Source organism: Duganella guangzhouensis, from assembly GCF_009674535.1.
GTDB classification, from domain to species: domain Bacteria; phylum Pseudomonadota; class Gammaproteobacteria; order Burkholderiales; family Burkholderiaceae_D; genus Rugamonas; species Rugamonas guangzhouensis.
The window spans coordinates 1-25517 of sequence record NZ_WKJK01000037.1 but is presented as its reverse complement, the minus strand read 5'-3'; the positions used below and the strand labels follow the sequence as shown (position 1 = coordinate 25517).

Genomic DNA, 25517 nt, shown 5'->3' with positions numbered 1-25517 from the left:
GCAGCCGCGATGGCGGCGGCGAGCGCCTCGGCCTCGCTGGCCGCCAGCGCGGGGGTCGGCGTGGCGGGCGTCGGCAACGGCACCACCGCCTCCACCATGCGCGCGCCCTTCAGCGCCAGATCGCCAACCTCGATCACGCCATCGTTGGCAAACGCCAGCGCGCGTTCCAGGATGTTTTCCAGCTCGCGCACATTGCCGGGGAAGGAATAGCCTTTCAGCGCCTCCAGCACGCCCGGCCCCAGCACCACCTTGTGTTCGAAAGTGCCCAGCCGTTCCAGGATGGCGCCGGTCAGCACCTCCAGATCGTCCAGCCGCTCGCGCAGCGGCGCCAGACTGAGTTCGATCACGTTCAGGCGATAGAACAAATCCTGCCGGAAGCTGCCCTGCTCCACGCACTGCGCCAGATTCTTGTGGGTCGCACTAATAATACGCACATCGACCGGCTCCTCCGAAGTCGCGCCGATCTTGCGCACGCGCCGTTCCTGAATCGCGCGCAGCAGCTTGACCTGCATCGCCAGCGGCAAATCGGCCACCTCGTCCAGCATCAGCGTGCCGCCGTTGGCGGCCTGGAAGAAGCCATCGCGCTCATCGGCCGCGCCGGTGAACGCGCCCTTGCGGTAGCCGAAGAACTCGGCCTCCATCAGCGCTTCCGGAATCGCGCCGCAGTTGACGGCGATGAAGGCCTTGCCGGCGCGCGAGCTTTGCGCGTGGATCTCACGCGCCGCCAGCTCCTTGCCGCTGCCCGATTCGCCATGAATGGCGACCGGCGCCATCGACCGCGCCAGCCGCGCGATCTGCGCCCGCAGTGCCTGGATCACCGCCGAATTGCCGCGCAGCCGACTGTTGGCCGGCGCCGTGCTGGGCGCCTGCACCGCCGCCGGCCCGATGTTCAGGCGTAGCGCCGACTGCACCATCAACCGCAACTGGTCCAGCGCCACCGGCTTGGAGATGTAATCGAAGGCGCCGGCTTTCAGCGCCACCACCGCGTTGTCGGCGCTGCCGAAGGCGGTCACCACCGCCACCGGCGTGTTCTTCCAGGCCGCCGTGACTTCACGCACCAGCTCCAATCCCAAACCGTCGGGCAGCCGCATATCGGTCAGCACCAGCTGGTATTCGGTGTCGGCCAGCAGCGCGCGCGCCTGCGCCAGCGTTTCGGCGCTGTCCACGTCCAGCCCCATTTTGAGCAGGGTGAGTTCCAGCAGTTCGCGCAGGTCGGCCTCGTCGTCGACGACCAGCACACGAGGGGAACGAACACTCATCAAACAGCCTTTCCTTGCTTCTGCCCAGGCCAGGCGAAAGAGATTACAAACCGCCCGCTCAGTGACGGGCTGCCATCGGCGCTGTCTCTGCTATCGAAACGATATTCATAGTCCAGCCGCGCCTCGTTATTCAAGCACAATTCGCGCGCCAGATACAGCCCCAGTCCGGTGCCCTTGCTGGAGGTGGTGTAAAACGGCTCGAACAAGTGGGCCCGCACCTCGGGCGAAATGCCCGGGCCATCGTCCTGCACGTGCAGTTCCAGCCGCTGCGCCTTGTCGCGCACCAGGTCGAGGCGGATCGAATCCGGGCCGCCGCTGGCGTAACGCACCGCGTTATTGAGCAGGTTGAGCACCACTTCGCGCAGGTGTAGCGCGTCGAAGCGCACCTCGGTGCCGGGCGCCACCGCCAGTCCCAGCATGTCCGGCGGCAGCTTGTGGATGTCGATGAATTCGGCACGCAGCTCGGCCAGCAAGACATCCAGCGCCAGCGGCTCGCTGTGCGGCTGCACCTTGCGCGACAGCTGCAGAATGTCCTCCACCATGCGGTTGACCCGCGCCACATTGTCGCCGACGATTTTCAGCAAGCGCTGATGCACCGGGTCGCTCAAGTCCTCGCCCAGCAGAGCGGTGGCGTGGCCGATCGCTGACAACGGATTGCGCACCTCGTGCGCGATGCTGGCGGTGAGCCGGCCCATCGACGCCAGCTTCAGTTGCTGCGCCTGATTCTCGATGCCGGTCACGTCCTGCAGGAAAATCACGCTGCGCTCGGCGCCCAGGCCGTGGGTATCGGCGGCGGCAAAGCGCACTTTCAGGTGCGCGACCAGGTCGCGGCGCGCGCTCCAGGCAGCGGTCATGCCTTCCAGCGCGGCGTCGTTGAACGGTTTGATGTTCAGGAAAGCGGTGGAGCGGGTGGCGTCGGCGCGCCAGTCGGCATAGGCGTGCGCCAGCGGCGCCAGCGCCACCGCCGCCGACAGCTTGAATTTCAGCTCGGGACCGACCAGGCCCAGCATCTGCGCCGCCGCCGGATTGCCGGCGAACACTTGGCCCTCGCCGTCGACCACCAGGATGCCGTCACCGATATTGGCCATCACCAGCCGGTTGACCGCCTGCTGCACGCCGATCTCGACGCCGCGCCGGCTGGCCAGCTCCTCCTGGCCGATCAACTTGGCGGCCATGCGGTTCACCACCAGCACCGCCGCCAGGAAGGCGGCGCCGTACAGGCCGGCCTGCATCACATCGCGGTCGCTATCGGTGAGGAAGATTTGCCAGGTACTGTCGCCCAGCAGGAATAGCGTTACCAGCGAGGCGCAGAACAGCGCCACCACCAGCGGCGCCAGGATGGCCAGTCCGGCCAGCGGGAACAAATACAGAATCGCCAGCCCGCTGCGCATGCCGCCGCTGGCCAGATACAGCAGCGAGATGATGGCCAGGTCGCAGGCGATCTGTGACAGCAGTTGCAGCACGAAGCGGCGCTGCACATACACCGCCGACAGCGCGAAACCGATCGCCAGCAGCAGGTAGGCGCCACAGATTTGCGGATACAGATAGCGGCCGCCGAGATGCTGGCCGCGAGCGTCAAAGCTCAGATAGACCAGCAACACCAGCGCGATCACCACCCGGGTCGCGTTCAGCGTCTGCAGCGAGCGCCAGAAGGTGGCGCGCGATTCGGCGGTCAGGGTGAACAGGCGCGCGAACACGACGCGCTGCGGCCTTACGCGGATGGCAGGGCGGCATGGGCCGCGCTGCAATAGTCACGGCCATTGGCCTGCACCGTTTCCGAGGCAGGATAGAAGACGCCGCAATGCGCGCATTGCAGCATCACTTCGGCATCGTTGGCCGCCTGGGCGGCGGCGCGCGCCTTGTAGGTTTGCTGCTGCGCGGCTGGCTGCGGCTGCGGTTGCTGCTGCGGCGGCTGCCGGAACTGCTGCTGGTGACGCTTTTGCACCTCGCGGATCTTGGAACGGATCGCGAAGATCACCAGGAAAACCAACGCCAGCCAGAAAATAATACGGCTCATGCCCAACCCTTATGCAAAACCACTTCAAACACAAAACGGCTGCCGACGTAGGCCAGCAGCAAAGTCGCGAACCCGGCCAGCGTGAAGCTGAGCGCGGTCTTGCCACGCCAGCCACGGAAGCGGCGACCGGCCAGCAGCGCCGCGAACAGCAGCCAGGACAGCAGCGTAAACACCGATTTATGGTCCCACTTCAGCGCCTGGCCGAACAGCTGCTCCGAGAACACAATGCCCGACAACACGGTCAGGCTCAATAAAGTAAAGCCGAAGCCTATCATGCGGAACAACAGCTTTTCCATGGTCAGCAGCGCCGGCAGCTGGTCCAGCGCGCCGGACAAAAAGGTCTTGCGGTCGGTGGCGGCGTGCAGCCGCGACTCCTGCAGCGCCATCAGCACGGCGTGGAAAGCGGCGATGGTCAAGGTGCTGTAGGCCATGGTGGCGATGGCAATATGCCAACCGAACAGCGGCGACTTGCCCTCCAGCGGCACCAGGTTGCCGGGGAAGACGGTTTGCAGCCCCACCGTCACGGCGGCCACCGGCATCACCAGCCGGCGCATGCCGTCCAGGCTGAAATTCTGATTTTCTATCCAGTAGGCCGCCACCGACACCCACAGCGCCGACGACAGCATGGCGGCAAAGCCGAAGCGCAGCTCGCCGCCGGCGGCAATCTCGGCCCACAGGCCGGCGCCGTGCAGCAGCCAGGCCACCAGGGTGACGGCTGAAATCAGGCCGCCCCGGCGCGATGGCAAGGCGGCGCACACGATGTACAGCGCAATGGCTGCGATGAAAGAATAGATCTGCATCCTGGCAGTTTACACTATCGCTCAGTCCACGGCAGCCATGCGCAGTTCGTCGTGATGGTGACGCTGCTGCTCCTCCATCACCAGCTGCCCCAGTTCACGCTTGAGCGCATTGAATTCGGCGGCGGCCGGATCGCGCAGGCGCGGCAGCTCGACCAGCAGGTCGCGCTTGACGGTGCCGGGGCGGTAGGTCATGACCACGATGCGGTCGGCCAGGTAAATCGCCTCTTCAATCGAGTGGGTGACGAACAAAATGGTCTTTTTCAGCTCGGCCCAGATGCGCAGCAGTTCGTCCTGCAGGTTGCGCCGGGTCAGCGCATCAAGCGCGCCGAACGGCTCGTCCATCAGCATGATGGGCGAATCCAGCGCCAGCACGCGCGCGATCGCCACCCGCTGCCGCATGCCGCCGGACAGGTCTTTCGGATAGCGGTTGCGGAAGTCCTGCAACGACAGCATCCGCAGCAGCTGGTCGACCGTGGCGGCGATCTGCGCCTTGGGCTGGCCCTTGATCTGCAGGCCGAAGGCGATATTGTCGGCCACCGTCATCCACGGGAATAGCGCATATTCCTGGAACACCATGCCGCGCTCCGGGCCGGGCGCGGTGACCGGCTTGCCATCGGCGGTAATGGTGCCGGACGATGGCGGCGCAAAGCCGGCCACCGCGTTCAGCAGCGTCGACTTGCCGCAGCCCGAGGGGCCGAGCAGGCAGACGAACTGGCCTTGCGGGATTTCCAGGTTGATGTCCTTGAGCGCCACCACTTCGCGTTCGGCGGTCTGGAACACCTTGTTTACATGCGAGACTAATATATGTGCCATCAGTTCTCCAGTCCGCGGTGCCAGCGCAGCAAATGGTTATTCAGCTTGTTCATGCCGACGTCGATCGCCAGCCCGATCAGGCCGATGGTAATCATGCCGGCGATGATCTTGTCCGACCAGAAGTACTCGCGCGCCTCCAGAATGCGGAAGCCCAAGCCATTGTTCACCGCCACCATTTCGGCCACGATCACCACGATGAAGGCGGTGCCGATGCCGATCCGCACCCCGGACAGGATGTACGGCACGGCGGCCGGCAGGATCACCCGCACGAACATGGTGAGGCCGGAAGCGCCCAGGTTGCGCGCGGCGCGGATATAAATACCATCGACCTGGCGCACGCCGGCGATGGTATTCATCAGCACCGGGAAGAAGGCGCCGAGCGCGATCAGGAACACCGCCGGCGGATTGCCCAGTCCGAACCACAACATGGACAACGGGATATAGGCGATCGGCGGAATCGGCCGCACCATCTGCACCAGCACGTTGAACCAGTCGTAGACGTGCTTGCTCATGCCCATGGCCAGGCCGAGCGGCAGCGCCAGCCCGCCGCCGATCAGAAAGCCGACCACCACCCTGTACAAGCTGCTGATCGAATCGGTAATCAGCTCGCCGGACACGGCCCACTGCAGCCAGCCGCCGGCCGCCGGATCATACGGTTGCAGCGGCAGCAGGTAGGCGATCCACTTCTCCGCCACCGCCAGCGGCGACGGCAGCACCTGCGGATTGACCCAGCCCAGCACCGTCACCGCCTGCCACACGGCGATCACCAGCGCCGGCAGCACCAGCCCGATGCCGAGCTGCCGCCAGGATGAGGTGGTGACCATTATTTGACGCCCAGATTTTTCTTGGCCGCTTCCAGCAAGTCGGTCTTGACCCAGTCCTTGGCGACTGGCGGCTTGCTCATGCGGCCGACGCCGGTCTTGACCATGACGTCGGTGGTGATCTGGATGTGCTCGGGCGTGATGTCGTAGCTGTACGGCGAATTGCCGATGGCGTCGTCGAAATCGTCCTTGGTGATCTGGCCTTTGAACACCACCTCGCGCACGTATTTTTCAGCGATGGCCTTGTTGTCGATGAAGGTCTTGGTGGACTGCACGAAGCAGTTCATGAACTTCTCGGCCAGCGGGCGCTTCTCTTTATAGAACTTCTCGGTCATCACCATGGTGCGCACCGGCTCGCCGATCGGGGTGTCGTAGGGTTTGATGATCTCAGTACCGAAGCCCTTGTTGATGGCCTGCGAGGATTGCGGCTCGGACTGCATCATGGCGTCGATCTGCTTGCCCAGCAGCGCCTGATTCAAATCGGCGTAGGCCAGGAACACCAGTTGCACATCCTTGCCCGGCTGGTCGGACACGCTCAGGCCGTTCTGCTGCAGCTCGGCCAGCAGCAGCACTTCCTGAATGCCGCCGCGCGTGACGCCGACTTTTTTGCCTTTCAGGTCCTTGACCGATTTCAGCTTCAGGTCGGCGCGGCCGACCAGCAACGCACCGCCCTTGGCAAAGCCGGCCACCACATAAATCGGCGCGCCGCCGGCGCGGCCGGAGATCGCGGCCTCGGACGCGGTGGTGCCGACATCCAGCTCGCCGGCGATGATGGCCTGCATCACGTCCAGCCCCTTGGCGAATACCCGCTCCTCGACCTTGATGCCGCACTTGGGCGCGATTTCCTTGATATATGAGACGGCGCCGTAGTGGGCGAACTTCAGATTGCCCAGCCGGACCACTTCCTGCGCCTGGGCTGCACCCAGTACCGACGTGAGGGCCATCGCGGCGCAAATCGCTTTCAGTTTCATCCGTCTCTCCTTTAATTTATGTCAAGAAATCATACCAAGCTAGTCCCTGATTGCCTATTGCTGTAGATCATATGAATTTTGTAAATTGTGACGATTGTCACATTTGCAACGCAGAAACGGGCATAGCATGCGTTAGCAAATCGGAAAAATATTACTTTTTATAACACTACTTTCATGCCTATTCTCACCCGTTCCTCATTCGCCGTCGCGCTGCTGGCCGTGTCCCTGACCGCCTGCGGCGGCGGTGGTGGCAGCAGCACGCCCGCCGCGCCACCGGCCGCGACCGAACTCAGCCTGAGCGCCACCGGCACCAGCGCCACCGCCGGCGGCAGCGGCGTCACCCTGACCGCCGGCCTGAACGGCGCCGGCACGGTCAGCTGGACGCTGGCGGCCGGCAATCCCGGCACGCTGTCCGCCAGCAGCGGCGGCAGCGTGGTTTACACGCCGCCGGCGCTGGGCAGCCTCAGCGCCGCAACCACGGTGACGGTGACCATCACCGCCAGCTCCGGCAGCCTGAGCAAGACCATCACACTGCAAGTGGCGCCGGGCGACGTTCCCGGACTGACGCTGCTGGCCGGCACCATCAGCCCCGGCGTCGGCGCGGTGGTCGACGGCAGCGGCGCCGGCGCCCGCTTTGGCAACATCAGCTCGCTGGCGGCGGACAGCACCGGCACCGTCTACGTGACGGAACGCTTTTGCAAATGCATCCGCACCATCGGCACCGATGGCAAGGTCAGCAAACTGGCCAGCAGCAGCGGCGGCTATGCCGATGGCGACCTGAGCAAACTGGGCGTGGGCACCATCACCCAACTCACGCCGATGGCCGACGGCAGCCTGTATTTCAGCGACTACACCACCGTCTCCCTCAGTTCCATCGTCTACAGCTACACCAGTCACTTCCGCAAGATCGCCCGCGACGGCAGCCTGAGCTTGCTGTCCACCGTCACCGAAACGGCGGTGCCGCTGGGCCTGACAGTCGCCAACGACGGGACGCTGTATGCCTATAACAGCCGCGCGATTTACCTGGTCGGTGGCGACAACAACCTGACCCTGCTGGCCGGCAACCCGGCCGACAGCGGCACCGGCACCAGCGTCGACGGCGCCGGCGCGGCCGCCCACTTCACCGGCATCCTCAAGTTGCTGGCCTCAAGCGACGGCAACCTGTACGCGCTCGACCTCGGCGGCGCGCTGCGTCAGATCGGCAAGACGGGCGTGGTGACCACGCTGGTGCCGCACAGCACGACCGACTACGTCCCCACCCTCAGCATCGATGCCCAGGGCCGGCCGCTGCTGCTATTCGGCAACGACCTGCCCTCGTCATACGAAGTGCGCCGCTACAGCAACGGCCTGGTGGCGCCGCTGTACCGGGTGGGCACGGCCGGCAGCGTCTATCGTCACCCGGCGTCGTTACTGACGGCACTGGCGGACGGCAGCGTGGTCACCAGCGACGTCACCAGCGTCACTCGCATCGGCGCCGACGGCCAGGCCACGCTGCTGGCCGGCGTGCGCAGCGACTACCTCGACATCGCCGTCGATGGCCAGGGCGCGGATGCCCGCCTGATTTTTGCCCGTCTGCTGGCGGCCGACCGCGACGGCAATATTTACTCGGTCAGCAACTTGAGCGAGTACACCTCGGTCACCACCGTGCGCAAAATCACGCCGGCCGGCGATGTCAGCACGGTCCTGGATGACAAGCTGGGTGTCATCGTCACCGGCATCGTGGTCACGCCCGCCAACGCCGTGATGGTATCGGTGCGCAATCTCGACGGCAGCTATGGCGGCGCCATCTACCAGTTGGCGGGCGGCGCCGTCACGCTGATTGCCGGCACGGCCGATGGCGACAACTCGCCCCATCAGGTCGATGGCCAGGGCAGCAGCGCCCGCTTCGGCCTGCCGACGCTGGCCGGGGTCGACGCGGCCGGCAACCTGTACCTGGATGACTTTGCCGTGGCCAGCGGCAGCACCCGCACCGTCCGCAAGATCACGCCGGCCGGCGTGGTCAGCACGATCAACAGCCTCCCCGCCGGGCTGGGCGTGGCGGCCGATGGCAATACCTATGAACTGGTGAGCGGCATGGCGGTCTACCGGGTGACGCCGGACGGCGTGCGCACCCGCATCGCCGGCGACGAACACGGCCCGGCCGCCATCCTGCCCGGCGCCCTGCCGGCCCAACTGATCAACGCAAACAGCATCGTGATGCTGGACGCGCGTCACTTTGCCATCGCCGCCGGCAATGGCATTTATAAATTAGTCCTACCATGAGAGAGATCACTATGTCCCGCTTGCCCCGTCCCGGCTTCACCCCACTGGCCGCCGCCGCGCTGCTGGCCCTGTCGCTGACCGCTTGCGGCGGTGGCGGCGGCAGCAGCACGCCGGCCACGCCACCGGCCGCCTCCGAACTCACGCTGAGCGCCACCGGCAGCAGCGCCACCGCCGGCGGCAGCGGCGTCACGCTGACCGCCGGGCTGAACGGCACCGGCACGATCAACTGGACGCTGGCGGCCGGCAATCCCGGCACGCTGTCCGCCAGCAGCGGGACCAGCGTGGTCTACACGCCGCCGGCGCTGGGCAGCCTCAGCGCCGCCGCCACGGTGACCGTCACCGCCACTTCCGGCAGCCTGAGCAAGGCCATCACCTTGCAGGTCGCACCGGGCGAGAGCGCCGGGCTGACGCTGCTGGCCGGCACCATCAGCTCCAACGGCGGCAGCAGCGTCGACGGCAAGGGCGCGGCGGCGCGCTTCAACTTCATCAGCGCCACTGCGGTCGACAGCAACGGCGTGCTGTACGTGGCCGACAATGTCAGCCTGCGCAAAATCAGCGCCGACGGCAGCGTCAGCACGGTGACCGGCATCACCGGCGCGGCGGACGGCAATCTGAATGCGCTGGGCGTCAACAACATCAACCAGCTGACGCTGCTGGCCGACGGCACGCTGTACTTCAGCGAGTACACCAATGTGTTCATCACCAGCCACACCTATGGCTACACCACCCGCTTCCGCAAGCTGACACCGGACGGCACGCTGACCACGCTGGCCAGCGTGCCGGCGCAAACGCTGTCGCTGAAACTGGCGGCCGGCGCCGACGGCGCGCTGTACACCTACGACCCGTGCGCGATCTACACGCTGGACAGCGCGGGCAAACAAACGCTGCTGGCTGGCGGCACCTGTGCGCTAGCCCAGGCCGGCATCGACGGCACCGGCACGGCGGCGCAGTTCGCCACGCTGCAAGGCGTGCGGGTGGCGGCGGACGGCACGCTGTACGCCTACGATTACAGCGGCCTGCGCAAGATCACCAAAAGCGGCGTGGTCACCACGCTGGCCGGCGCCAGCAACACCACCGGGCTGACGCTGGACGCCCAGGGCGCACCGCTGCTGCTGTCCAATAGCGGCGCACCGTCGTCCTACCAGATCAGCAAATACAGCAACGGCGCGCTGACGCCGCTGTACACGGTGGGCACGGTGGGCGACGTCTACCGCCAGGGCGCGCTCCAGCTGCAAGCCATGCCGGACGGCAGCGTCATCACCTCCGACGGCAAGGGCGTGAGCCGCATCGGCAGCGATGGCAAGGCCACGCTGCTGGCCGGCCTGCGCGACGACAGCCAGGATGTCAGCGTCAACGCCAAGGGCGAGCTGGCCCGCTTCGTCAAGCCCGGCCTGCTGGCGGCCGACAAGAGCGGCAATATCTATTCGGTGGAAAACGTCGGCAACTACACCGCCAGCGAGACCATCCGCAAAACCACGCCGGACGGCACCGTCAGCACCGTCATCGACGGCCAACTGGGCGTGATCGTCACCGGCATGGTGGTGACGCCGGCCAACGCGCTGGTGGTGTCGGTGCGCAACGCCGACAACAGCTATGGCGGCGCGATTTACCAGATCGGCAGCGATGGCGCCATCACGCTGATCGCCGGCGTGCCGGGCGGCTACAGCACGCCGCAGCAGGTCGACGGCCAGGGCGCCAACGCCCGCTTCGGCCAGCCGACCCTGGCTGGCGTCGACAGCGCGGGCAATCTGTATGCCTATGATCTGACCACCAGCGGCAGCCAAGCCACCAGCATCCGCCAGATCACCTCGCTGGGCGCGGTCAGCACCATCGCCAGCCTGCCGGCCGGTCTGGGCGCGGCGCCGGACGGCAATACCTACCAGTTGGTGGACGGCAAGGCGGTGTACCGGGTGACGCCGGCCGGCGTGCGCACCTTGGTGGCGGGCGATGAAAACGGCGTCAACGCCATCCTGCCGGGCGCGCTGCCGGCGCAGCTGTACCAGGCCGGCAGCATCGTCGCGCTGGACGCGCGCCACTTCGCCATCGCGGCCGGGAATGGCATCTACAAACTGGTGCTGCCGTAAGCGGCGCTGGCGGCGGCGGAAATCCGCCGCCAGCGGGGCGATGCGGTAAAATGACGCGTTACGCTTACCCCACAGATCGATCACATGCTAGATAACCTGACTCAACGCCTCGCCAAGGTCGTCAAGACCATGCGCGGCGAGGCCCGCCTGACCGAAGCCAACACCGCCGAAATGCTGCGCGAAGTGCGCATGGCGCTGCTGGAGGCCGACGTCGCCCTGCCGGCCGTGCGCGAATTCATCGCCCGCGTCAAGGACAAAGCGCTGGGCGAGGAAGTGATTTCGTCGCTGTCGCCAGGCCAGGCGCTGGTCGGCGTGGTGCAGCGCGAGCTGGCCTCGCTGATGGGCGCCGACCTCGGCCCGGAAGCGGCGCAACTGAGCTTTGCCCAGCAGCCGCCCGCCATCATCCTGATGGCCGGTCTGCAGGGTGTCGGTAAAACCACCACCGTCGGCAAGCTGGCCAAATACCTCAAGGAAGAAAAGAAAAAGAAAGTGCTGACCGTGTCGGCCGACGTCTACCGTCCGGCCGCGATCGCCCAGTTGCAATCGGTGACCGGCCAGGTCGGCGCCGACTTCTTCCCCTCGACTGCCCAGGACAAACCGGTCGACATCGCGCTGGCCGCGCTGGATTGGGCCAAGAAGCACTACCACGACGTGCTGATCATCGACACCGCCGGCCGTCTCGGCATCGATGAAGAAATGATGCAAGAGATCGCCGCCGTGCACGGCGCGGTCAAGCCGGTGGAAACCCTGTTCGTGGTCGACGCCATGCTGGGCCAGGACGCCATCAACACCGCCAAAGCCTTCAACGACGCGCTGCCGCTGACCGGCATCGTGCTGACCAAGCTGGACGGCGACTCGCGCGGCGGCGCCGCGCTGTCGGTGCGTCACATCACCGGCAAGCCGATCAAATTCGCCGGCGTGTCGGAAAAACTGGACGGGCTGGAAGCGTTCGATCCGGCCCGCATGGCCAACCGCGTGCTGGGCATGGGCGACATCCTGGCGCTGGTGGAAGAAGCGCGCAAAGGCGTTGACGCCAAGGCCGCCGCCGATCTGGCCGCCAAGGTCAAGTCCGGCGGCAAGTTCGACATGAACGATTTCAAGGCGCAACTGGGCCAGATGAAGAAAATGGGCGGCATGGCCAGCCTGGTCGACAAACTGCCGGCGCAATTCCAGCAAGCGGCCGGCGGCGCCAACATGGACCAGGCCGACAAACAGGTGCGGCGCATGGTCGGCATCATCGACTCGATGACGGCGGCCGAACGCGCCAAGCCGGAGCTGATCAAAGCCACCCGCAAGCGCCGCATCGCGGCCGGCGCCGGCGTGCAGGTGCAGGAAGTCAACCGCATGCTGAACCAGTTCGAGCAGATGCAAACCATGATGAAAAAACTGTCCGGCGGCGGCATGATGAAGATGATGCGCTCCATGAAGGGCATGATGCCGGGCCTGCGCTAAAAGTGCGCAAATCCTGCGGCGACGCCCCGGAGACACAGTAAACACCGGCCTTGTCCTATGTTTACGTCGTGTTTCCGGGAAAAAACGCGAAAAACACTTGCGCACGGCTTAAATCCCCACCAATATTAGCCGGTGCGATCAATTGCGCAATTTTCTATGTGTTCGTTAAGGAGGCTCGAATATGGCAACAGCCAAAAAAACCCCAGCAGCACCAGTAAAGAAAGCTGCGGCCAAACCGGCCGCAAAGAAAGCAGCAGCACCCGCCAAAGCCGCAGCCAAACCAGCTGCGAAGAAAGCACCGGCAGCGCGCAAGCCTAACGCCGCCTTCATGAAAGAACTGACGCCATCCGCCTCGTTGGCAGCAGTGGTCGGCGCGGCACCGCTGCCGCGCACTGAAGTGACCAAAAAAGTGTGGGATTACATCAAGAAGCACGACCTGCAAGACGCGGCCAACCGTCGCAACATCAATGCCGACGACAAGCTGAAAGCCGTCTTCGGCGGCAAGGCCCAGGTTTCCATGTTCGAAATGACCAAGCTCATTTCCGACCACCTGAAATAAGTCCTCCCGCGCTGTAACCCTGGCCGGGTTACAGCCCTTTCTTCCCCACCAGCCTCACGGCGCCGGACTGTCCGCCACCCGGGTCGGGCGCTTGCCCAGACTGGGTTCGTGCGGCCCCGGAGCGTCCAGCACCGGCCGCAGTCGCGGCAACGAATCCGGATAATTGGCGGCGATGTAGGCGATCATCGCCTCGCGCAGCTCGCAGCGCAAGTCGAAGGCGGTGCCGGAATCCTGCGCGCTGACCAGCAACCGCAACTGCATCCCGTGTTCGTTGGCGTCGGTGACGTGCAGCACGCACACGCGCTGGTCCCAGCGGCTCGACGCCCGCGTCACGCGCTCGAACTCGGCGCGGATCTGCGGCACCGGCACGCTGAAATCCAGCCACAGGAACACCGTGCCCAGGATCGAGGCCGAGGTATGGGTCCAGTTCTCGAACGGATTCTCGATAAACCATTGCAGCGGCACGATCATGCGCCGCTCGTCCCAGATCCGCACCACCACAAAGGTGCCGGTGATGCGCTCGACCCGCCCCCATTCGCCCTTGACGATCAGCACGTCGTCGAGCCGGATCGGCTGCGAGAACGCGATTTGCAAACCGGCGATGAAGTTGCCCAGCACCGGCCGGGCGGCGATGCCGGCCACTAGTCCGGCCATGCCGGCCGAGGCCAGCAGACTGGCGCCGAACTGCCGCGCGCCGGGCAGGGTCAGCAGCACGAAGCCCAGGCCCAGCAGACCGATGATGGCGTTGGCGCTGCGCGTCAGCACCTGGGTCTGGGTCAGCAGGCGGCGCGCGCGCAGATTGTCGGCGACATCAACCGGATTGATCTGGGCGATGGTGCCGCTGATTGAATTGACGCAGGAAATCGCCAGCCAGGTCAGCGCCAGGATCAGCAGCACGCTGTCGATGCGCGACAGCTGCACCAGCAGCGGCGTGTTTTCCGGCGCGCCGGTCAGCACCAGCCGCAGCGCGAACAACACCGCGCACAGCTGGCTGGGCCGGTAGCCGCACTTGAGCGCGTTGGTGGTGTAGGGCCGGTTGCGCGCCAGCCGCCGCACCAGCATGATGCCGGCGCGGTGCAGCAGCAAGGCCACGATCACAAACAGCACGGCGCTGACGCCGACTGCGGCGGCGGCGCGCCATGGCCCTTCCTGGGGTTCCGAGAAATAGTTGAGATCCATGCGGCGGATTGTAGGCGAAGCGGCGTCAACGCGGCGCGCAACACCGCCCGCCCAGCCCAGCCCAGCGCCGCCGCTTACTTCCAGTTATTCCACGCGCGCAGCACGGCGTTCGGGTATTCCGGCTTGCCGCGGCTGCCGTTGTAGCGGCCCAGCGCCAGGTACAGATTGCCGGCTTCCATGTCGATGTACATGCGCAGGATGGCGCAGCCGTAGCGCAGATTGGTCTGCATGTCGAACAGCGCGCGCCGGTTGCTGTCGCCGATCACGCCGGTCCAGAACGGCATCACCTGCATATAGCCGCGCGCGCCGGCCAGCGACACCGCGTATTTGCGGTAGGCCGATTCGACCTGGATCAGGCCCAGCACCATGCCCGGATCGAGCCCGGCGCGGCGCGCTTCGTACCACACGGTGGCGAGGAATTCGTTGCGGGTCTGGTCGTCCGCCAGCTTGCGCTTGAGGCGGTAGGACATGGTGTCCAGCCAGTTCTGATAACGCGCCCGTTCGGACGGGTCGCGGAAGGTGGGGGTGGGCGGCGTGGCGTCCTTGATGGCGTTGGACAGCGCCAGCCGCACCGAGTCGGCCAGCGCTTCTTCCTTCTGGTTGCCGGCCTGCGCCGGCGGCATGGCCAGCACACCGGCCAGCCCCGCCACCACGCCCAGCCGGCGCCACAGCCCGCTCATCACTGCGCCAGCTTGCCTTTGACGAAGGCCAGGATGTCGGCGACCGGCACGGCGGTGGCCTCGCTGTCGCGGCGGCCCTGGTATTCCAGGTTGCCTTCTTTCAGGCCGCGATCGCCGATCACCACGCGGTGCGGCACGCCGATCAGCTCCCAGTCGGCAAACATCTGGCCCGGACGGTGGCCACGGTCGTCGAGGATGACGTCGATGCCGGCCGCTACCGCGTCGGCATACAGTTTTTCCGTCGTCTCTTTAACCGCCTCGCTGCGGTCCATGCCCATCGGGCACAGCACCAGTTCGAACGGTGCCAGCGCGGCCGGCCAGATGATGCCCTTGTCGTCGAAGTTCTGTTCGATGGCGGCGCCCAGGATGCGGGTCACGCCGATGCCGTAGCAACCCATCTGCAGCGGCGCCGGTTTGCCGTTTTCGTCCAGGAAGGTGGCTTTCATCGATTCCGAGTAGGCGGTGCCCAGCTGGAACACGTGACCGACTTCGATACCGCGCTCGATCGCCAGCACGCCCTGGCCGTCCGGCGAGGCGTCGCCCTCGACCACGTTGCGCAGGTCGGCCACGATTTGTGGCTCTGCGCAGTCGCGGCCCCAGTTGGCGCCGGTGTAGTGGTAGCCCTCTTCATTCGCGCCGCACACGAAGTCGTTCATATTGGCGACGGTACGGTCGGCCACCACGGTCACCGGCAGCTTGGTGTTGATCGGGCCCAGGTAGCCCGGCACGCAGCCGTAGACGTCGAGGATTTCCTGCTCGGTCGAGAAGCGGTGCGAGGCCAGGCCTGGCACCTTGGCGACCTTGATCTCGTTCAGTTCGTGGTCGCCGCGCAACAGCAACGTGAAATACTGTTTAGTCAGTTTACCGTCGGCTTCGTGCTCGACGGTCAGCGCCAGCGTCTTGACGGTCTGCGCCAGCGACAGGCCCAGTTGCTCGGCCACTTTCTCGCATTTGGTGGCGCCCGGCGTGGCGGTTTTGACCAGCGGCTGTGTGGCGGCGGGACGGCTGGCGTTGACCGGCAGCGCCTCGGCCGCTTCCATATTGGCGGCGTAGTCGGAGGTCGGGCAGTACACCAGCGCGTCTTCGCCGGTGGAGGCGATGACGTGGAATTCATGCGAGCCGCTGCCGCCGATGGCGCCGTTGTCGGCCGCCACCGCGCGGAACTTCAGGCCGAAGCGGTTGAAGATGCGCACATAGGCGTCATACATGATTTTGTACGAGGCTTGCATGCCGGCCACGTCGCGGTCGAAGGAATAGGCGTCCTTCATAGTGAACTCGCGGCCGCGCATCAGGCCGAAACGCGGACGGCGCTCGTCGCGGAACTTGGTCTGGATGTGGTAAAAATTCAACGGCAGTTGGCGGTAGGATTTAATTTCCGTACGAACAACATCGGTGATCACTTCCTCGGCGGTCGGCTGGAACGCGAATTCGCGGCCGTGGCGGTCCTTGATGCGCAGCAGTTCGGCACCCATCTTGTCCCAACGGCCGGTCTCCTGCCACAGTTCGGCGGGCTGGATCAGCGGCATCAGCAGCTCGATCGCGCCGGACTGGTTCATCTCTTCGCGCACGATCGCTTCGACCTTGCGGATGATTTTCAGGCCCATCGGCATATAGGTGTAGATGCCCGAACCCAGGCGTTTGATCATGCCGGCGCGCATCATTAACTGATGGCTGACGATCTCGGCATCCGAAGGAGCTTCTTTAAGCGTGGAAATAAAAAAACGTGACGCGCGCATACGGTGAATTCTTTTTAAAAAGAGAGAGTTATAATCAACCTAATTTTAAAGGATTAGCTGGCTGATGCGTCCATACTTTATACAAATGCGTTCAAATCAGGGTCTGCCGGTCGTTTTCGTCACCCGAAAACGCTGCCGGCCGGCCATTTTGTGGGCAAAAATATAAGACGGGAGCTCAGCCGCAGAAAGTTTGAGGTGCAATATGCTCGATCGGGAAGGGTTTCGCCCCAACGTCGGCATCATCCTGCTGAACGCCCATAACGAGGTGTGGTGGGGCAAGCGGGTGCGCGAGCACTCATGGCAGTTTCCGCAAGGCGGCATTAAATACGGAGAGACGCCGGAACAGGCAATGTACCGGGAGTTGGAAGAGGAAATCGGTCTGCGGGCCGAGCACGTCAAGATCGTCGGTCGCACCCGCGACTGGCTGCGCTATGAGGTGCCGGACCATTTCATCAAGCGGGAAATCCGCGGCCACTACCGCGGCCAGAAGCAGATCTGGTTCTTGTTGCGCATGTGTGCGCGCGACAACGACGTCAATCTGCGCCTGACCGACCATCCGGAATTTGACGCCTGGCGCTGGCATGACTACTGGGTGCCGCTGGATGTCGTGATTGAATTCAAGCGCGAGGTTTACCAGCGCGCCTTGCAGGAGCTGTCGCGCTTCCTGACCTGGCCGGCCAACGGCCACGAACGGCGCCAGCATGGCTCACGCTACCTGCGCCAGCCGCACGCGCCGCGCGCCAACCCGGCCGCGCCGGCGCCGGCGCTGGCCACCGCCGGTGGCTGCGACGCCGCCCCGCCCTGTGCGGACAGCGTGGCGGGCGACGGCAAAAGCGATGCCTGATGTATCCAACGGGACCGTCTGACGGTCCCGTTTTTTTTGGTTCAGACGATCTGGCAAGCCTCGTCGAACGCCAAGCGTGGCGCGCGCGGGCGGATCTTGGCCGGGTCGCCATAGCCGATATTGCAGATGAAATTGGACTGGATGCTGGTGCCGGCGAAGAACGCCGCGTCCACCTTGGCATTGTCGAAGCCCGACATCGGGCCGACATCCAGCCCCAGCGCGCGCGCCGCCAGCATCAGATAAGCGCCCTGCAGCGAAGAATTGCGGAACGCGGTCGACTGGATCAGCGCCTCGTTGCCGACAAACCAGGAACGCGCATCGACCGCCGGCGACAGCTGCGGCAGCTTCTCGTAGAACGCGGTGTCCATGCCGACAATCACCGTCACCGGCGCCGCCAGCGTCTTGTCCAGATTACCGGCCGACAGCGCCGGCGCCAGCCTGGCCTTGGCTTCCGCCGAGCGCACGAACACAAACCGGGCCGGCGCGCCGTTGGCGGCGGTCGGCGCCCAGCGCAGCGCGTCGTACAGCTGCTGCAGCTGAGCGTCGCTCAGCGGACGGTCCTGCCAGCCGTTGTGGGTGTGGGCGGAGTAAAACAGGGTATCGAGAGCGGATTGGTTCAGCATGGCGTCAATGACAAGTTGATGGAACTGGCATCTTATCCTGCGGCCGCAGGCGGTACAATGGCGCCATGTTTAATCCAAGCTCCGACGACGTGCGCCGCTTCTTTTGCGAGACCTTCCGCAAACAGCGCGCCCAAGCCATCCTCAGCCCCATCGAAACCATGGCGGCCGACTGGATCCGCCACCATCCCGAATACCACGACGTGCTGAGCGACGTCGACACCGCGCTGACGCGCGACTACCAGGTCGAAGGCGCGCAAGCCAATCCCTTCCTGCATTTATCGATGCACCTGTCGATCGACGAACAGATCTCGATCGACCAGCCGCCCGGCATCCGCGCGCTGGCGACCCAGCTGACGCTGAAGCTGGACGACGCCCACGCGGCGCAGCACGAAATCATGGAATGTCTGGGCGAGATGATCTGGAACGCCCAACGCACCGGCACCCCGCCCGACGGCCTGGCCTACATCGAAGCCATCAAGCGCCGCCTGTAAAAATCAGCGGTGGGTGGCCAGGTTGCCTGGCAGGCTGCTCAGGTAGGCGGCCAGGTCTTTGATGTCCTGGTTGCTCAGCGGCTGGACCTGGCCGCCCATGATGGGGTTGCTGCGGCCGTTGGCGCCGTCGCCGCGCTTGTAGGCTTTCAATGCGTGTTCCAGGTAGTCTTTGTGCTGGCCGGCCAGCTTCGGGTAGCTGGGGTCGAGCGGGGTGTTGAAGTCTTTGCCGTGGCAGGTGAAGCAGGAATATTTTTCGCTCAGCGCCTTGCCCGCTTCGACATTGCCACCGGCCTGGGCGGCGCTGGCGAGCAGGCCGCAGGCCACGGCGGCGATCAGTTTCTTCATCATGAACTCGGTCCTCATTTCGGGTCGGCTGTGCGGGTCTGCTGCGCGTAAAACGCGGCCACGTCGGCGATGTCCTGCTCGCTCAGGCTGGCGGCGATGCCTTTCATCGATGGGTGCTTGCGCTCGCCCTTCTGGTAGGCGCGCAGCGCGCTTTCGATGTATTTGGCCGACTGGCCGCCGATCATCGGCACCGGGTAGACTTCGGGGAAGGTGGCTTTGTAGCCGGGGATGCCATGGCAGCCGATGCACATTTCGATCTTGGCCTTGGCATTCTGGACATTGCCGACCACTTCCGCCGCAACCGCGACGTGGGTGCAGCCTGCGAGCACGAGGAGTGCGGTGAGTTTTTTCATGGTGTCTCTAAGTAAGTAATCGGATACTGCGATCTCGGATACTACTACCACGCGTCAATCGGGTTGACTTTTCTGCTATGAGTGAAAAGATTCTATCCTAGTTCTTTTTGATAAGCTACCCAGAATCATTGCCTGAACAACACATCCGGCGCCGCGCTCTGGAGCCCGGCTTCTAGCGATTCCGCCTATACTGTTTGTTCTTTTTCTGACCCGGATATCGCCCCATGACCGCCGCTCCCCGCTTCGAAGGTTCCGCCCACTATGTCGCCACCGCCGACCTGAAACTGGCGGTCAACGCCGCCCTCACGCTGCAACGCCCGCTGCTAATCAAGGGCGAGCCGGGCACCGGCAAGACCATGCTGGCCGAGGAGGTGGCGGCCGCGCTCGACCGCCCGCTGCTGCAGTGGCACGTCAAGTCGACCACCAAGGCGCAGCAGGGCTTGTACGAGTATGACGCGGTGTCGCGCCTGCGCGATTCGCAGCTGGGCGATGAGCGCGTGCGCGATATCCATAACTACATCGTCAAGGGCGTGCTGTGGCAGGCCTTCACGGCGCCGGAGCCGGTGGTGCTGCTGATCGATGAAATCGACAAGGCCGATATCGAGTTCCCCAACGATCTGCTGCGCGAGCTGGATCGGATGGAGTTCTATGTCTACGAAACCCGCGAGATGGTGCGGGCGCTGCACCGGCCGCTGGTGATCATCACCTCGAATAATGAGAAGGAGCTGCCGGACGCCTTCCTGCGCCGCTGCTTCTTCCACTACATTCAGTTCCCCGACCGCGACACCATGGCGCAAATCGTCCAGGTGCACTACCCGCACCTGAAGCAGGAGCTGCTGGCGCAGGCGCTGCAGACTTTTTACCAGCTGCGCGAGGTGCAGGGGCTGAAGAAGAAGCCATCCACCTCGGAATTCCTCGACTGGCTCAAGCTGCTGATGGCGGAGGACATTCCGCCGGAAGCGCTGCGCAGCCAGGACGCCAAGGCCATCGTGCCGCCGCTGCACGGCGCGCTGCTGAAGAACGAGCAGGATGTGCATCTGTTCGAGCGTCTGGTCGCGATGGCGCGGATGAACCGATGAGCGCGGCCTTCGCCTCCTTCGATACCCCATTGCCGGTGACGCTGGAACTGCACGGCGTGCGGCTGGAGCCGCTCGGCCCGCACCACGCCGACGGCTTGCGCGCGGCCGCCAGCGATGGCCAGCTGTGGCAGCTGCGCGTGACCTCGGTGCCGGAGCCGCACGAGGTTGACGCGTATATTTTCAAGGCGATCGAGCAGCGCCCTACCCGGCTGGCGTTTGCCGTGATCGACGTCGGCAGCGGCGCCGTGATCGGCACCACCAGCTATCACGACATCGTGCCGGCCATCGCCCGGCTGGAGATCGGCTATACCTGGTACGCGCAGCGCTGGCAGCGCACCCACGTCAACACCACTTGCAAGCTGCTGTTGCTGACCCACGCGTTCGAGACGCTGGGCGCGGCGCTGGTGGGCTGGCGCACCGATAACTACAACTTTGCCTCGCAGGCCGCGATCGAACGGCTCGGCGCCAAAAAGGATGGCGTGCTGCGCCACCACGCGCTGCGCCGCGACGGCACGGTGCGCGACACCGTCATGTACAGCATGGCGGCCGGCGAATGGCCGGAGGCGCGCGCCCATTTGCGCTACCAGCTGGCGCGGCACGGGGTGCGCTGAGATGCTGATCGATTTCTTTTTCACGCTGAAGGACGCCAAGATCCCGGTCACCATCAAGGAGTTTCTGACCTTGCTGGAGGCGCTGCAGCGCCAGGTGGTCAGCGGCTCGCTGGACGAGTTCTATTATCTGGCGCGGCTGACGCTGGTCAAGGACGAGGCCCACTTCGACAAGTTCGACCGCGCCTTCGGCCTGTATTTCAAGGGCATCGCGGCGGCGCTGGATGAGCAAGGCGGGGTGCCGCTGGACTGGCTGCTGCAGCGCATGAAGCGCGAGCTGACGCCGGAGCAGATCGCGGCGCTGGAAAAATTCGGCTACGACAAGCTGATGGACCGGCTGCGCGAGCTGCTGAAGGAGCAGAAGGAGCGTCACGAGGGCGGCAACAAGTGGATCGGCACCGGCGGCACCTCGCCGTTCGGCCATGGCGGCACCAACCCGGAGGGGGTGCGCATCGGCGGCAAGGGCGGCAACCGCACGGCGGTCAAGGTGTGGGAGGCGCGCGCCTATCAGGATTACGACGATGAGCGCGAACTCGGCACCCGCAACATCAAGGTGGCGCTGCGCCGGCTGCGCAAGTTCGCGCGCCAGGGCGCGGCCGAGGAGCTGGCGCTGGACGCCACCATCCGCGCCACCGCCAGCAACGCCGGCTACCTCGACATCAAGATGCAGCCGGAGCGCCGCAACCGGGTCAAGGTGCTGATGCTGTTTGACGTCGGCGGCAGCATGGACGACCACATCGAGCGCACCGAGGAATTGTTCTCGGCCGCGCGCAACGAATTCAAGCACATGGATTTCTATTACTTCCACAACTGCGTCTACGACTATATGTGGAAGAACAACCGGCGCCGCCATGCGGAGCGTTTCCCGACCTGGGACATCCTGCGCAAATACCCGCCCGACACCAAGCTGATTTTTGTCGGCGACGCCACCATGAGTCCCTACGAGATTTTGCAGCCGGGCGGCTCGGTCGAATACAACAACCAGGAAGCCGGCAGCGCCTGGCTGGCGCGCTTCACCGCCGCGTTCCCGAAATTCGTCTGGCTCAATCCGGAGCCGGAGCAGATCTGGCAATACCGCCAGTCGGTCGGCATCATCCGCCAGCTGATGAACCACCGCATGTACGCGCTGACCATGAGCGGGCTGGAGCAGGCGATGCGTACCCTGAGTAAATAGCCCTTACCAGGAAGATAAAAAGATTGGCAATTGTTAAATGTTTGAAACAATTTTATACAATTCTTAAGTTGTCTGGCAATCGTGTGCAGCTTAGTCTTCAGCTATGTTTGCTCATTTTTCCCGTTGGCTGCGACGCGTCAGTCCACGCCGCTATGCGTACAGCCTGGCGCTGGCGCAGGCGGTGATCTTCCTGCTCGACACCAGCACCGGTGCCGCGATCTCGTACGCGCCTTTCTATAGTTTGCCGGTGGCGCTGGCGGCATGGCGTTTGACGCCGGCCGCCGTGGCCGGCTTTGTATTGAGCGCCACGCTGGCGCGGGTGTATGACTACAGCAACGCCCACGCCGACGGCGGCCTGTTGCTGGCCTACGATCTGCTGCAAAGCGCGGCCTTTTATGCGCTGGTGGCGCTGCTGGTGTGGCAGATGCGACACGCCTTCGAGCGGGTGGCGCGCCGCGCCCACAGCCTGCGCCGCAAGGCGCGCGCCGAGCGCCATCGGCGCGTGCTCGATTCCACCATCCGCCGCGCGGTGCCGGACGATGTGGCGGCCATCGTGCGGCTGTCGGTGCTGGGCGGCGAGGACGGCGCGTTCGACCAGAATGTCAATCAGCAGGCGCGCCAGGCCGGCCTGGCCAGCGCCTTCCGGCGCGGCATCGTTACCGGCCGCACCATGCGCGACCTGTGGAGCGGCGGCCAGACCGAGGTGGTCAGCGAGTTCTGGGTCTCGGAGCTGGACGGCCAGGTGGTGGCTTTCATGATGGTGCTGGGCATGGATGGCAATCAGGGGCCGGAACGCGAGCTGCACGCGCTGGCGATCGATCCGGCCTTCCGCGGCCACGGCCTGGGCACGCTGCTGGTCAATTTCTTCTGCGCGCGCTATCAGCACCGGCGCTTGCTGGCGGCCTGCAAGTACAACTCGCGCATGTTCCAGATGTTGCAGCGGCGCCACTTCAAATTCCACGCCAGCAGCGACCAGTACGAGATTCTGGTGCTGGGCTGAGCGCCTACATCTGCAAGCGGTAGCCGACCGCGGTTTCGGTCAGCAGGTGACGCGGCTGGGTCGGGTCGGCCTCCAGCTTGTGGCGCAGATGGCCCATGTAGATGCGCAGGTAGTGGCCGTTCTCGGCCTGGGCCGGCCCCCACACCGCGCGCAGCAGCTGCGGGTTGCTCATGACGCGGCCGGCGTTGGCCACCAGCACCGCCAGCAGCCGGTATTCGGTCGGCGTCAGGTGCACGTGCTGGCCGGCGCGCATGACGCGGCGGTTTTGCAAATCCACTTCGACTTCGCCAAAGCGGATCAGGCCGGCGCTGTCGGCGGCCGGCTGGCGCTGCCGCCGCAGGGTGGCGCGCACCCGCGCCAGCAGTTCGCCGACGCCGAATGGTTTGGTCAGATAATCGTCGGCGCCGGCGTCCAGCGCGCGGATTTTGTCGTTTTCGCTGACCCGCGCCGAGAGCACGATCACCGGCACCGTCGACCATTTGCGCAGGTCGGCGACGAAGTCGATGCCGTCGCCGTCCGGCAGTCCGAGGTCGAGCACGATCAAATCGGGCTTGCGGGTGCCGGCGTCGATCAGGCCGCGCTGCAGGCCGGGCGCCTCGTGCACTTGCCAGCCCTCTTCTTCCAGCGCGGCGCGCACGAAGCGGCGGATCTGCGGTTCGTCTTCGACCAGCAACGCGGTCGGCGCGGTGTCATTCATGTGTTTCCTCTATCGGCATGGCCGGCGGTGTGCCCAGTGGCAGGGCGATGGTGAAGCCGGCGCCGCCCAGCGGCGAGGCGCTGGCGCGGATGCTGCCGCCGTGCGCTTCGACGATGGCGCGGCAGATCGCCAGTCCGAGCCCGACGCCGGGCTGGGCCGATTCGCGCTCGCCACGGGTGAATTTTTCAAACAGCGCTTCTTCGCGTCCGGGCGGCAGGCCGGGGCCGTCATCGTACACCATCAGTTGCAGCCAGGCGCCGTGCGGCGCGGCGCTGATGCCGATCTGTGATCCCGGCGGCGTGTATTTGGCGGCGTTTTCCAGCAGGTTGACCAGCACCCGTTCGATCAGCACAGCGTCGTAGCGCAGCAGCGGCAAGTCGGGCGGCAGGCGGGTGCTGATCCGGTGCGCCTTCAGGCTGGCGGCGCTGGCGCGCAGCGCGCTGCCCACCACTTCCTCCAGCGCCTGCCATTGCAGGTTGAAGTGCACTTCGCCGCTCTGGATACGCGCCATGTCGAGCAGGTTGGCGACCATGGTGCTCATGCGCCGCGCCTCGTCGTGCAGCGCGCGCGCGCTGTCCTGCTGGTCCGGGCTGAGCGCGGGCTTGGAGCCGGCCAGCGCTTCGGACAGGCCGACCAGCGAGGTCAGTGGTGTGCGCAGGTCGTGCGACAGCGCCGCCAGCAGCGAGTTGCGCAAGCGCTCAGATTCCATGCTGACCAGCGCCTGCTGGGCGACCTCGATGTAGTGCACCCGCTCCAGCGCGATCGCGGCCAGCGCGCCGAAGGTGTCGAGCTGCTGGCGCTGTTCGGGAATCAGGAGCCAGCGCCGTTGCCGCGGTTCGATCGCCAGCACGCCGCGGGTGCGCATCGGCGCCACCAGCGGCAGGTAGAAGATGCCGCTGGCCGGCAGCGTGTCGGTGCCGAGGCCGGCCGGTTCGGCGCGCTCGTAGGCCCACTGCGCGATGCCCAGATCCAGCCGCCCCAGGTGGGCGTTGATGGCCAGCGCGGCGCTGATGCTGGCGCCGGTCGCGCCGTTGCCGTTGCCGTTGCCGCTGGCGTTGCCGAAGATGGCGGCGCCGGCCGGCGGCCGCAGCCGGCCCTGCTCGTCCGGCAGCAGCAGTGTGGCGCGGGCGCCGAAGGCGCGCTGGATCACGCGCTGGGTGCTGTCGTAGATTTGTTCGTTCTGCAGCGCGCCGGACAGTTCACGGGCGAATTCGTACAGCGCCCGCGCGCGCCGTTCGCGCTGCGCCGCCACCCGCGCCTGGAAGCGCAGGCCGGCGGTCAGGTGGCCGGTGATCAGGCCCACCGCCAGCATGACGATAAACGTGATCACGTACTGGAAATCGCTGACCGCCAGTGTGTAGCGCGGCGGCACGAAGAAGAAGTCGAAGCTGGCCACGCTGACGCAGGTCGCCAGCACCGAGGGGCCGCGCCCGTAACGCACCGCCACCAGCACCACCACCAGCAGGAACAGCATGGCGATGTTGGCCAGGTCCAGCCAAGCCAGCAACGGCGTCACCGCCAGCGCGGTCGCCACGCTGGACGCCGCCGCCACCAGGTAGCCGCGCGTGCGCTGGCGCTGCGCCGCCAGCGTCTCGGGCGGCTCGATGGCGTCCGGCCCGGCGTCGGTCTGGCCGGGCCGGACGCCATCCATGCCGGCCATGCCGCCGACA

25 protein-coding genes are annotated in these 25517 nt (G+C 65.4%); 10 read left to right on the top strand and 15 right to left on the bottom strand.

Annotated elements, in window-relative coordinates; translation table 11 throughout:
* From GJ699_RS33015 to GJ699_RS32985, 7 genes are all read right to left on the bottom strand, one after another.
* Positions 1–1259 (bottom strand): sigma-54-dependent transcriptional regulator (locus tag GJ699_RS33015; RefSeq protein WP_229262410.1); only part of this gene is annotated, 1259 nt, incomplete at its 3' end.
* On the bottom strand, positions 1259–2956 hold the full coding sequence (locus GJ699_RS33010; RefSeq protein WP_371867743.1) for a sensor histidine kinase: 1698 nt from the start codon (positions 2954–2956) through the stop codon (positions 1259–1261). The genes GJ699_RS33010 and GJ699_RS33015, both read right to left, overlap by 1 nt.
* A gap of 14 nt (positions 2957–2970) precedes the next feature.
* Positions 2971–3276 carry a PP0621 family protein gene (locus GJ699_RS33005; RefSeq protein ID WP_154383665.1) on the bottom strand — a complete coding sequence of 102 codons (306 nt, stop codon included), beginning with the start codon at positions 3274–3276 and terminating at the stop codon, positions 2971–2973.
* Positions 3273–4076: a cytochrome C assembly family protein gene (locus GJ699_RS33000; protein WP_154383664.1), complete on the bottom strand. Its 804-nt coding sequence runs from the start codon at positions 4074–4076 to the stop codon at positions 3273–3275. Before GJ699_RS33000 ends, GJ699_RS33005 begins: the two co-directional genes overlap by 4 nt.
* A gap of 21 nt (positions 4077–4097) precedes the next feature.
* Positions 4098–4889, bottom strand: a complete 792-nt coding sequence (locus GJ699_RS32995; RefSeq protein WP_154383663.1) for an ABC transporter ATP-binding protein — start codon at positions 4887–4889, stop codon at positions 4098–4100.
* On the bottom strand, positions 4889–5713 hold the full coding sequence (locus GJ699_RS32990; protein WP_154383662.1) for an ABC transporter permease: 825 nt from the start codon (positions 5711–5713) through the stop codon (positions 4889–4891). Before GJ699_RS32990 ends, GJ699_RS32995 begins: the two co-directional genes overlap by 1 nt.
* Positions 5713–6681, bottom strand: a complete 969-nt coding sequence (locus tag GJ699_RS32985; protein WP_154383661.1) for an ABC transporter substrate-binding protein — start codon at positions 6679–6681, stop codon at positions 5713–5715. Before GJ699_RS32985 ends, GJ699_RS32990 begins: the two co-directional genes overlap by 1 nt.
* A 174-nt stretch (positions 6682–6855) precedes the next feature.
* On the opposite strand from GJ699_RS32985, the gene GJ699_RS32980 reads away from it, so the two are divergent.
* The 4 genes from GJ699_RS32980 to GJ699_RS32965 all read left to right on the top strand — a co-directional run bounded on the left by GJ699_RS32980 (position 6856) and on the right by GJ699_RS32965 (position 13038).
* Complete coding sequence (locus GJ699_RS32980) at positions 6856–8943, top strand: NHL repeat-containing protein (protein WP_154383660.1); 2088 nt, start codon at positions 6856–6858, stop codon at positions 8941–8943.
* An 11-nt stretch (positions 8944–8954) separates the two neighbouring features.
* Positions 8955–11027, top strand: coding sequence for an NHL repeat-containing protein (locus GJ699_RS32975; protein ID WP_154383659.1), 2073 nt, complete (start codon positions 8955–8957; stop codon positions 11025–11027).
* A gap of 84 nt (positions 11028–11111) precedes the next feature.
* Positions 11112–12479, top strand: a complete 1368-nt coding sequence (gene ffh, locus GJ699_RS32970; protein ID WP_154383658.1) for a signal recognition particle protein — start codon at positions 11112–11114, stop codon at positions 12477–12479.
* Positions 12480–12660: 181 nt separating this feature from the next.
* On the top strand, positions 12661–13038 hold the full coding sequence (locus GJ699_RS32965; protein WP_154383657.1) for an SWIB/MDM2 domain-containing protein: 378 nt from the start codon (positions 12661–12663) through the stop codon (positions 13036–13038).
* Positions 13039–13092: 54 nt separating this feature from the next.
* Here GJ699_RS32965 and GJ699_RS32960 read toward each other — a convergent pair whose 3' ends face one another.
* The 3 genes from GJ699_RS32960 to GJ699_RS32950 all read right to left on the bottom strand — a co-directional run bounded on the left by GJ699_RS32960 (position 13093) and on the right by GJ699_RS32950 (position 16633).
* Positions 13093–14217, bottom strand: coding sequence for a mechanosensitive ion channel family protein (locus tag GJ699_RS32960; protein WP_154383656.1), 1125 nt, complete (start codon positions 14215–14217; stop codon positions 13093–13095).
* A 74-nt stretch (positions 14218–14291) separates the two neighbouring features.
* Positions 14292–14840 (bottom strand): lytic transglycosylase domain-containing protein, encoded by a 549-nt coding sequence (locus tag GJ699_RS32955; protein WP_229262411.1) that lies wholly within the window; start codon positions 14838–14840, stop codon positions 14292–14294.
* Positions 14841–14896: 56 nt separating this feature from the next.
* Positions 14897–16633 (bottom strand): proline--tRNA ligase, encoded by a 1737-nt coding sequence (locus GJ699_RS32950; RefSeq protein WP_154383654.1) that lies wholly within the window; start codon positions 16631–16633, stop codon positions 14897–14899.
* Between the two features lie 202 nt (positions 16634–16835).
* On the opposite strand from GJ699_RS32950, the gene GJ699_RS32945 reads away from it, so the two are divergent.
* Positions 16836–17477 carry an RNA pyrophosphohydrolase gene (locus GJ699_RS32945; RefSeq protein WP_154383653.1) on the top strand — a complete coding sequence of 214 codons (642 nt, stop codon included), beginning with the start codon at positions 16836–16838 and terminating at the stop codon, positions 17475–17477.
* A 41-nt stretch (positions 17478–17518) separates the two neighbouring features.
* Here GJ699_RS32945 and GJ699_RS32940 read toward each other — a convergent pair whose 3' ends face one another.
* Positions 17519–18100: a malonic semialdehyde reductase gene (locus GJ699_RS32940; RefSeq protein ID WP_154383652.1), complete on the bottom strand. Its 582-nt coding sequence runs from the start codon at positions 18098–18100 to the stop codon at positions 17519–17521.
* Between the two features lie 65 nt (positions 18101–18165).
* Here GJ699_RS32940 and GJ699_RS32935 point away from each other — a divergent pair, with 65 nt between their 5' ends.
* Positions 18166–18591 (top strand): DUF1841 family protein, encoded by a 426-nt coding sequence (locus GJ699_RS32935; RefSeq protein WP_154383651.1) that lies wholly within the window; start codon positions 18166–18168, stop codon positions 18589–18591.
* A 3-nt stretch (positions 18592–18594) separates the two neighbouring features.
* On the opposite strand, the gene GJ699_RS32930 is transcribed toward GJ699_RS32935, so the two are convergent.
* Both GJ699_RS32930 and GJ699_RS32925 read right to left on the bottom strand, forming a co-directional pair.
* Positions 18595–18936, bottom strand: a complete 342-nt coding sequence (locus tag GJ699_RS32930) for a c-type cytochrome (RefSeq protein ID WP_154383666.1) — start codon at positions 18934–18936, stop codon at positions 18595–18597.
* 14 nt (positions 18937–18950) lie between these two features.
* Entirely contained in the window at positions 18951–19289 is a 339-nt protein-coding gene (locus tag GJ699_RS32925; RefSeq protein WP_154383650.1) for a c-type cytochrome, read from the bottom strand.
* Between the two features lie 224 nt (positions 19290–19513).
* On the opposite strand from GJ699_RS32925, the gene GJ699_RS32920 reads away from it, so the two are divergent.
* The 4 genes from GJ699_RS32920 to GJ699_RS32905 all read left to right on the top strand — a co-directional run bounded on the left by GJ699_RS32920 (position 19514) and on the right by GJ699_RS32905 (position 23150).
* A complete protein-coding gene (locus GJ699_RS32920) occupies positions 19514–20368 on the top strand; it encodes an AAA family ATPase (protein ID WP_154383649.1) in 855 nt (284 codons plus the stop codon).
* On the top strand, positions 20365–20979 hold the full coding sequence (locus tag GJ699_RS32915; RefSeq protein ID WP_154383648.1) for a GNAT family N-acetyltransferase: 615 nt from the start codon (positions 20365–20367) through the stop codon (positions 20977–20979). Before GJ699_RS32920 ends, GJ699_RS32915 begins: the two co-directional genes overlap by 4 nt.
* A gap of 1 nt (position 20980) precedes the next feature.
* A complete protein-coding gene (locus tag GJ699_RS32910; RefSeq protein ID WP_154383647.1) occupies positions 20981–22150 on the top strand; it encodes a vWA domain-containing protein in 1170 nt (389 codons plus the stop codon).
* A gap of 103 nt (positions 22151–22253) precedes the next feature.
* Positions 22254–23150 (top strand): GNAT family N-acetyltransferase, encoded by an 897-nt coding sequence (locus GJ699_RS32905; protein WP_154383646.1) that lies wholly within the window; start codon positions 22254–22256, stop codon positions 23148–23150.
* 4 nt (positions 23151–23154) lie between these two features.
* Here GJ699_RS32905 and kdpE read toward each other — a convergent pair whose 3' ends face one another.
* Together kdpE and GJ699_RS32895 are read right to left on the bottom strand one after the other, a co-directional pair.
* Positions 23155–23847 carry a two-component system response regulator KdpE gene (gene kdpE / locus GJ699_RS32900; RefSeq protein ID WP_154383645.1) on the bottom strand — a complete coding sequence of 231 codons (693 nt, stop codon included), beginning with the start codon at positions 23845–23847 and terminating at the stop codon, positions 23155–23157.
* Positions 23840–25517: DUF4118 domain-containing protein (locus GJ699_RS32895; protein ID WP_154383644.1), on the bottom strand; the 1678-nt coding region annotated here is incomplete at its 5' end. The genes GJ699_RS32895 and kdpE, both read right to left, overlap by 8 nt.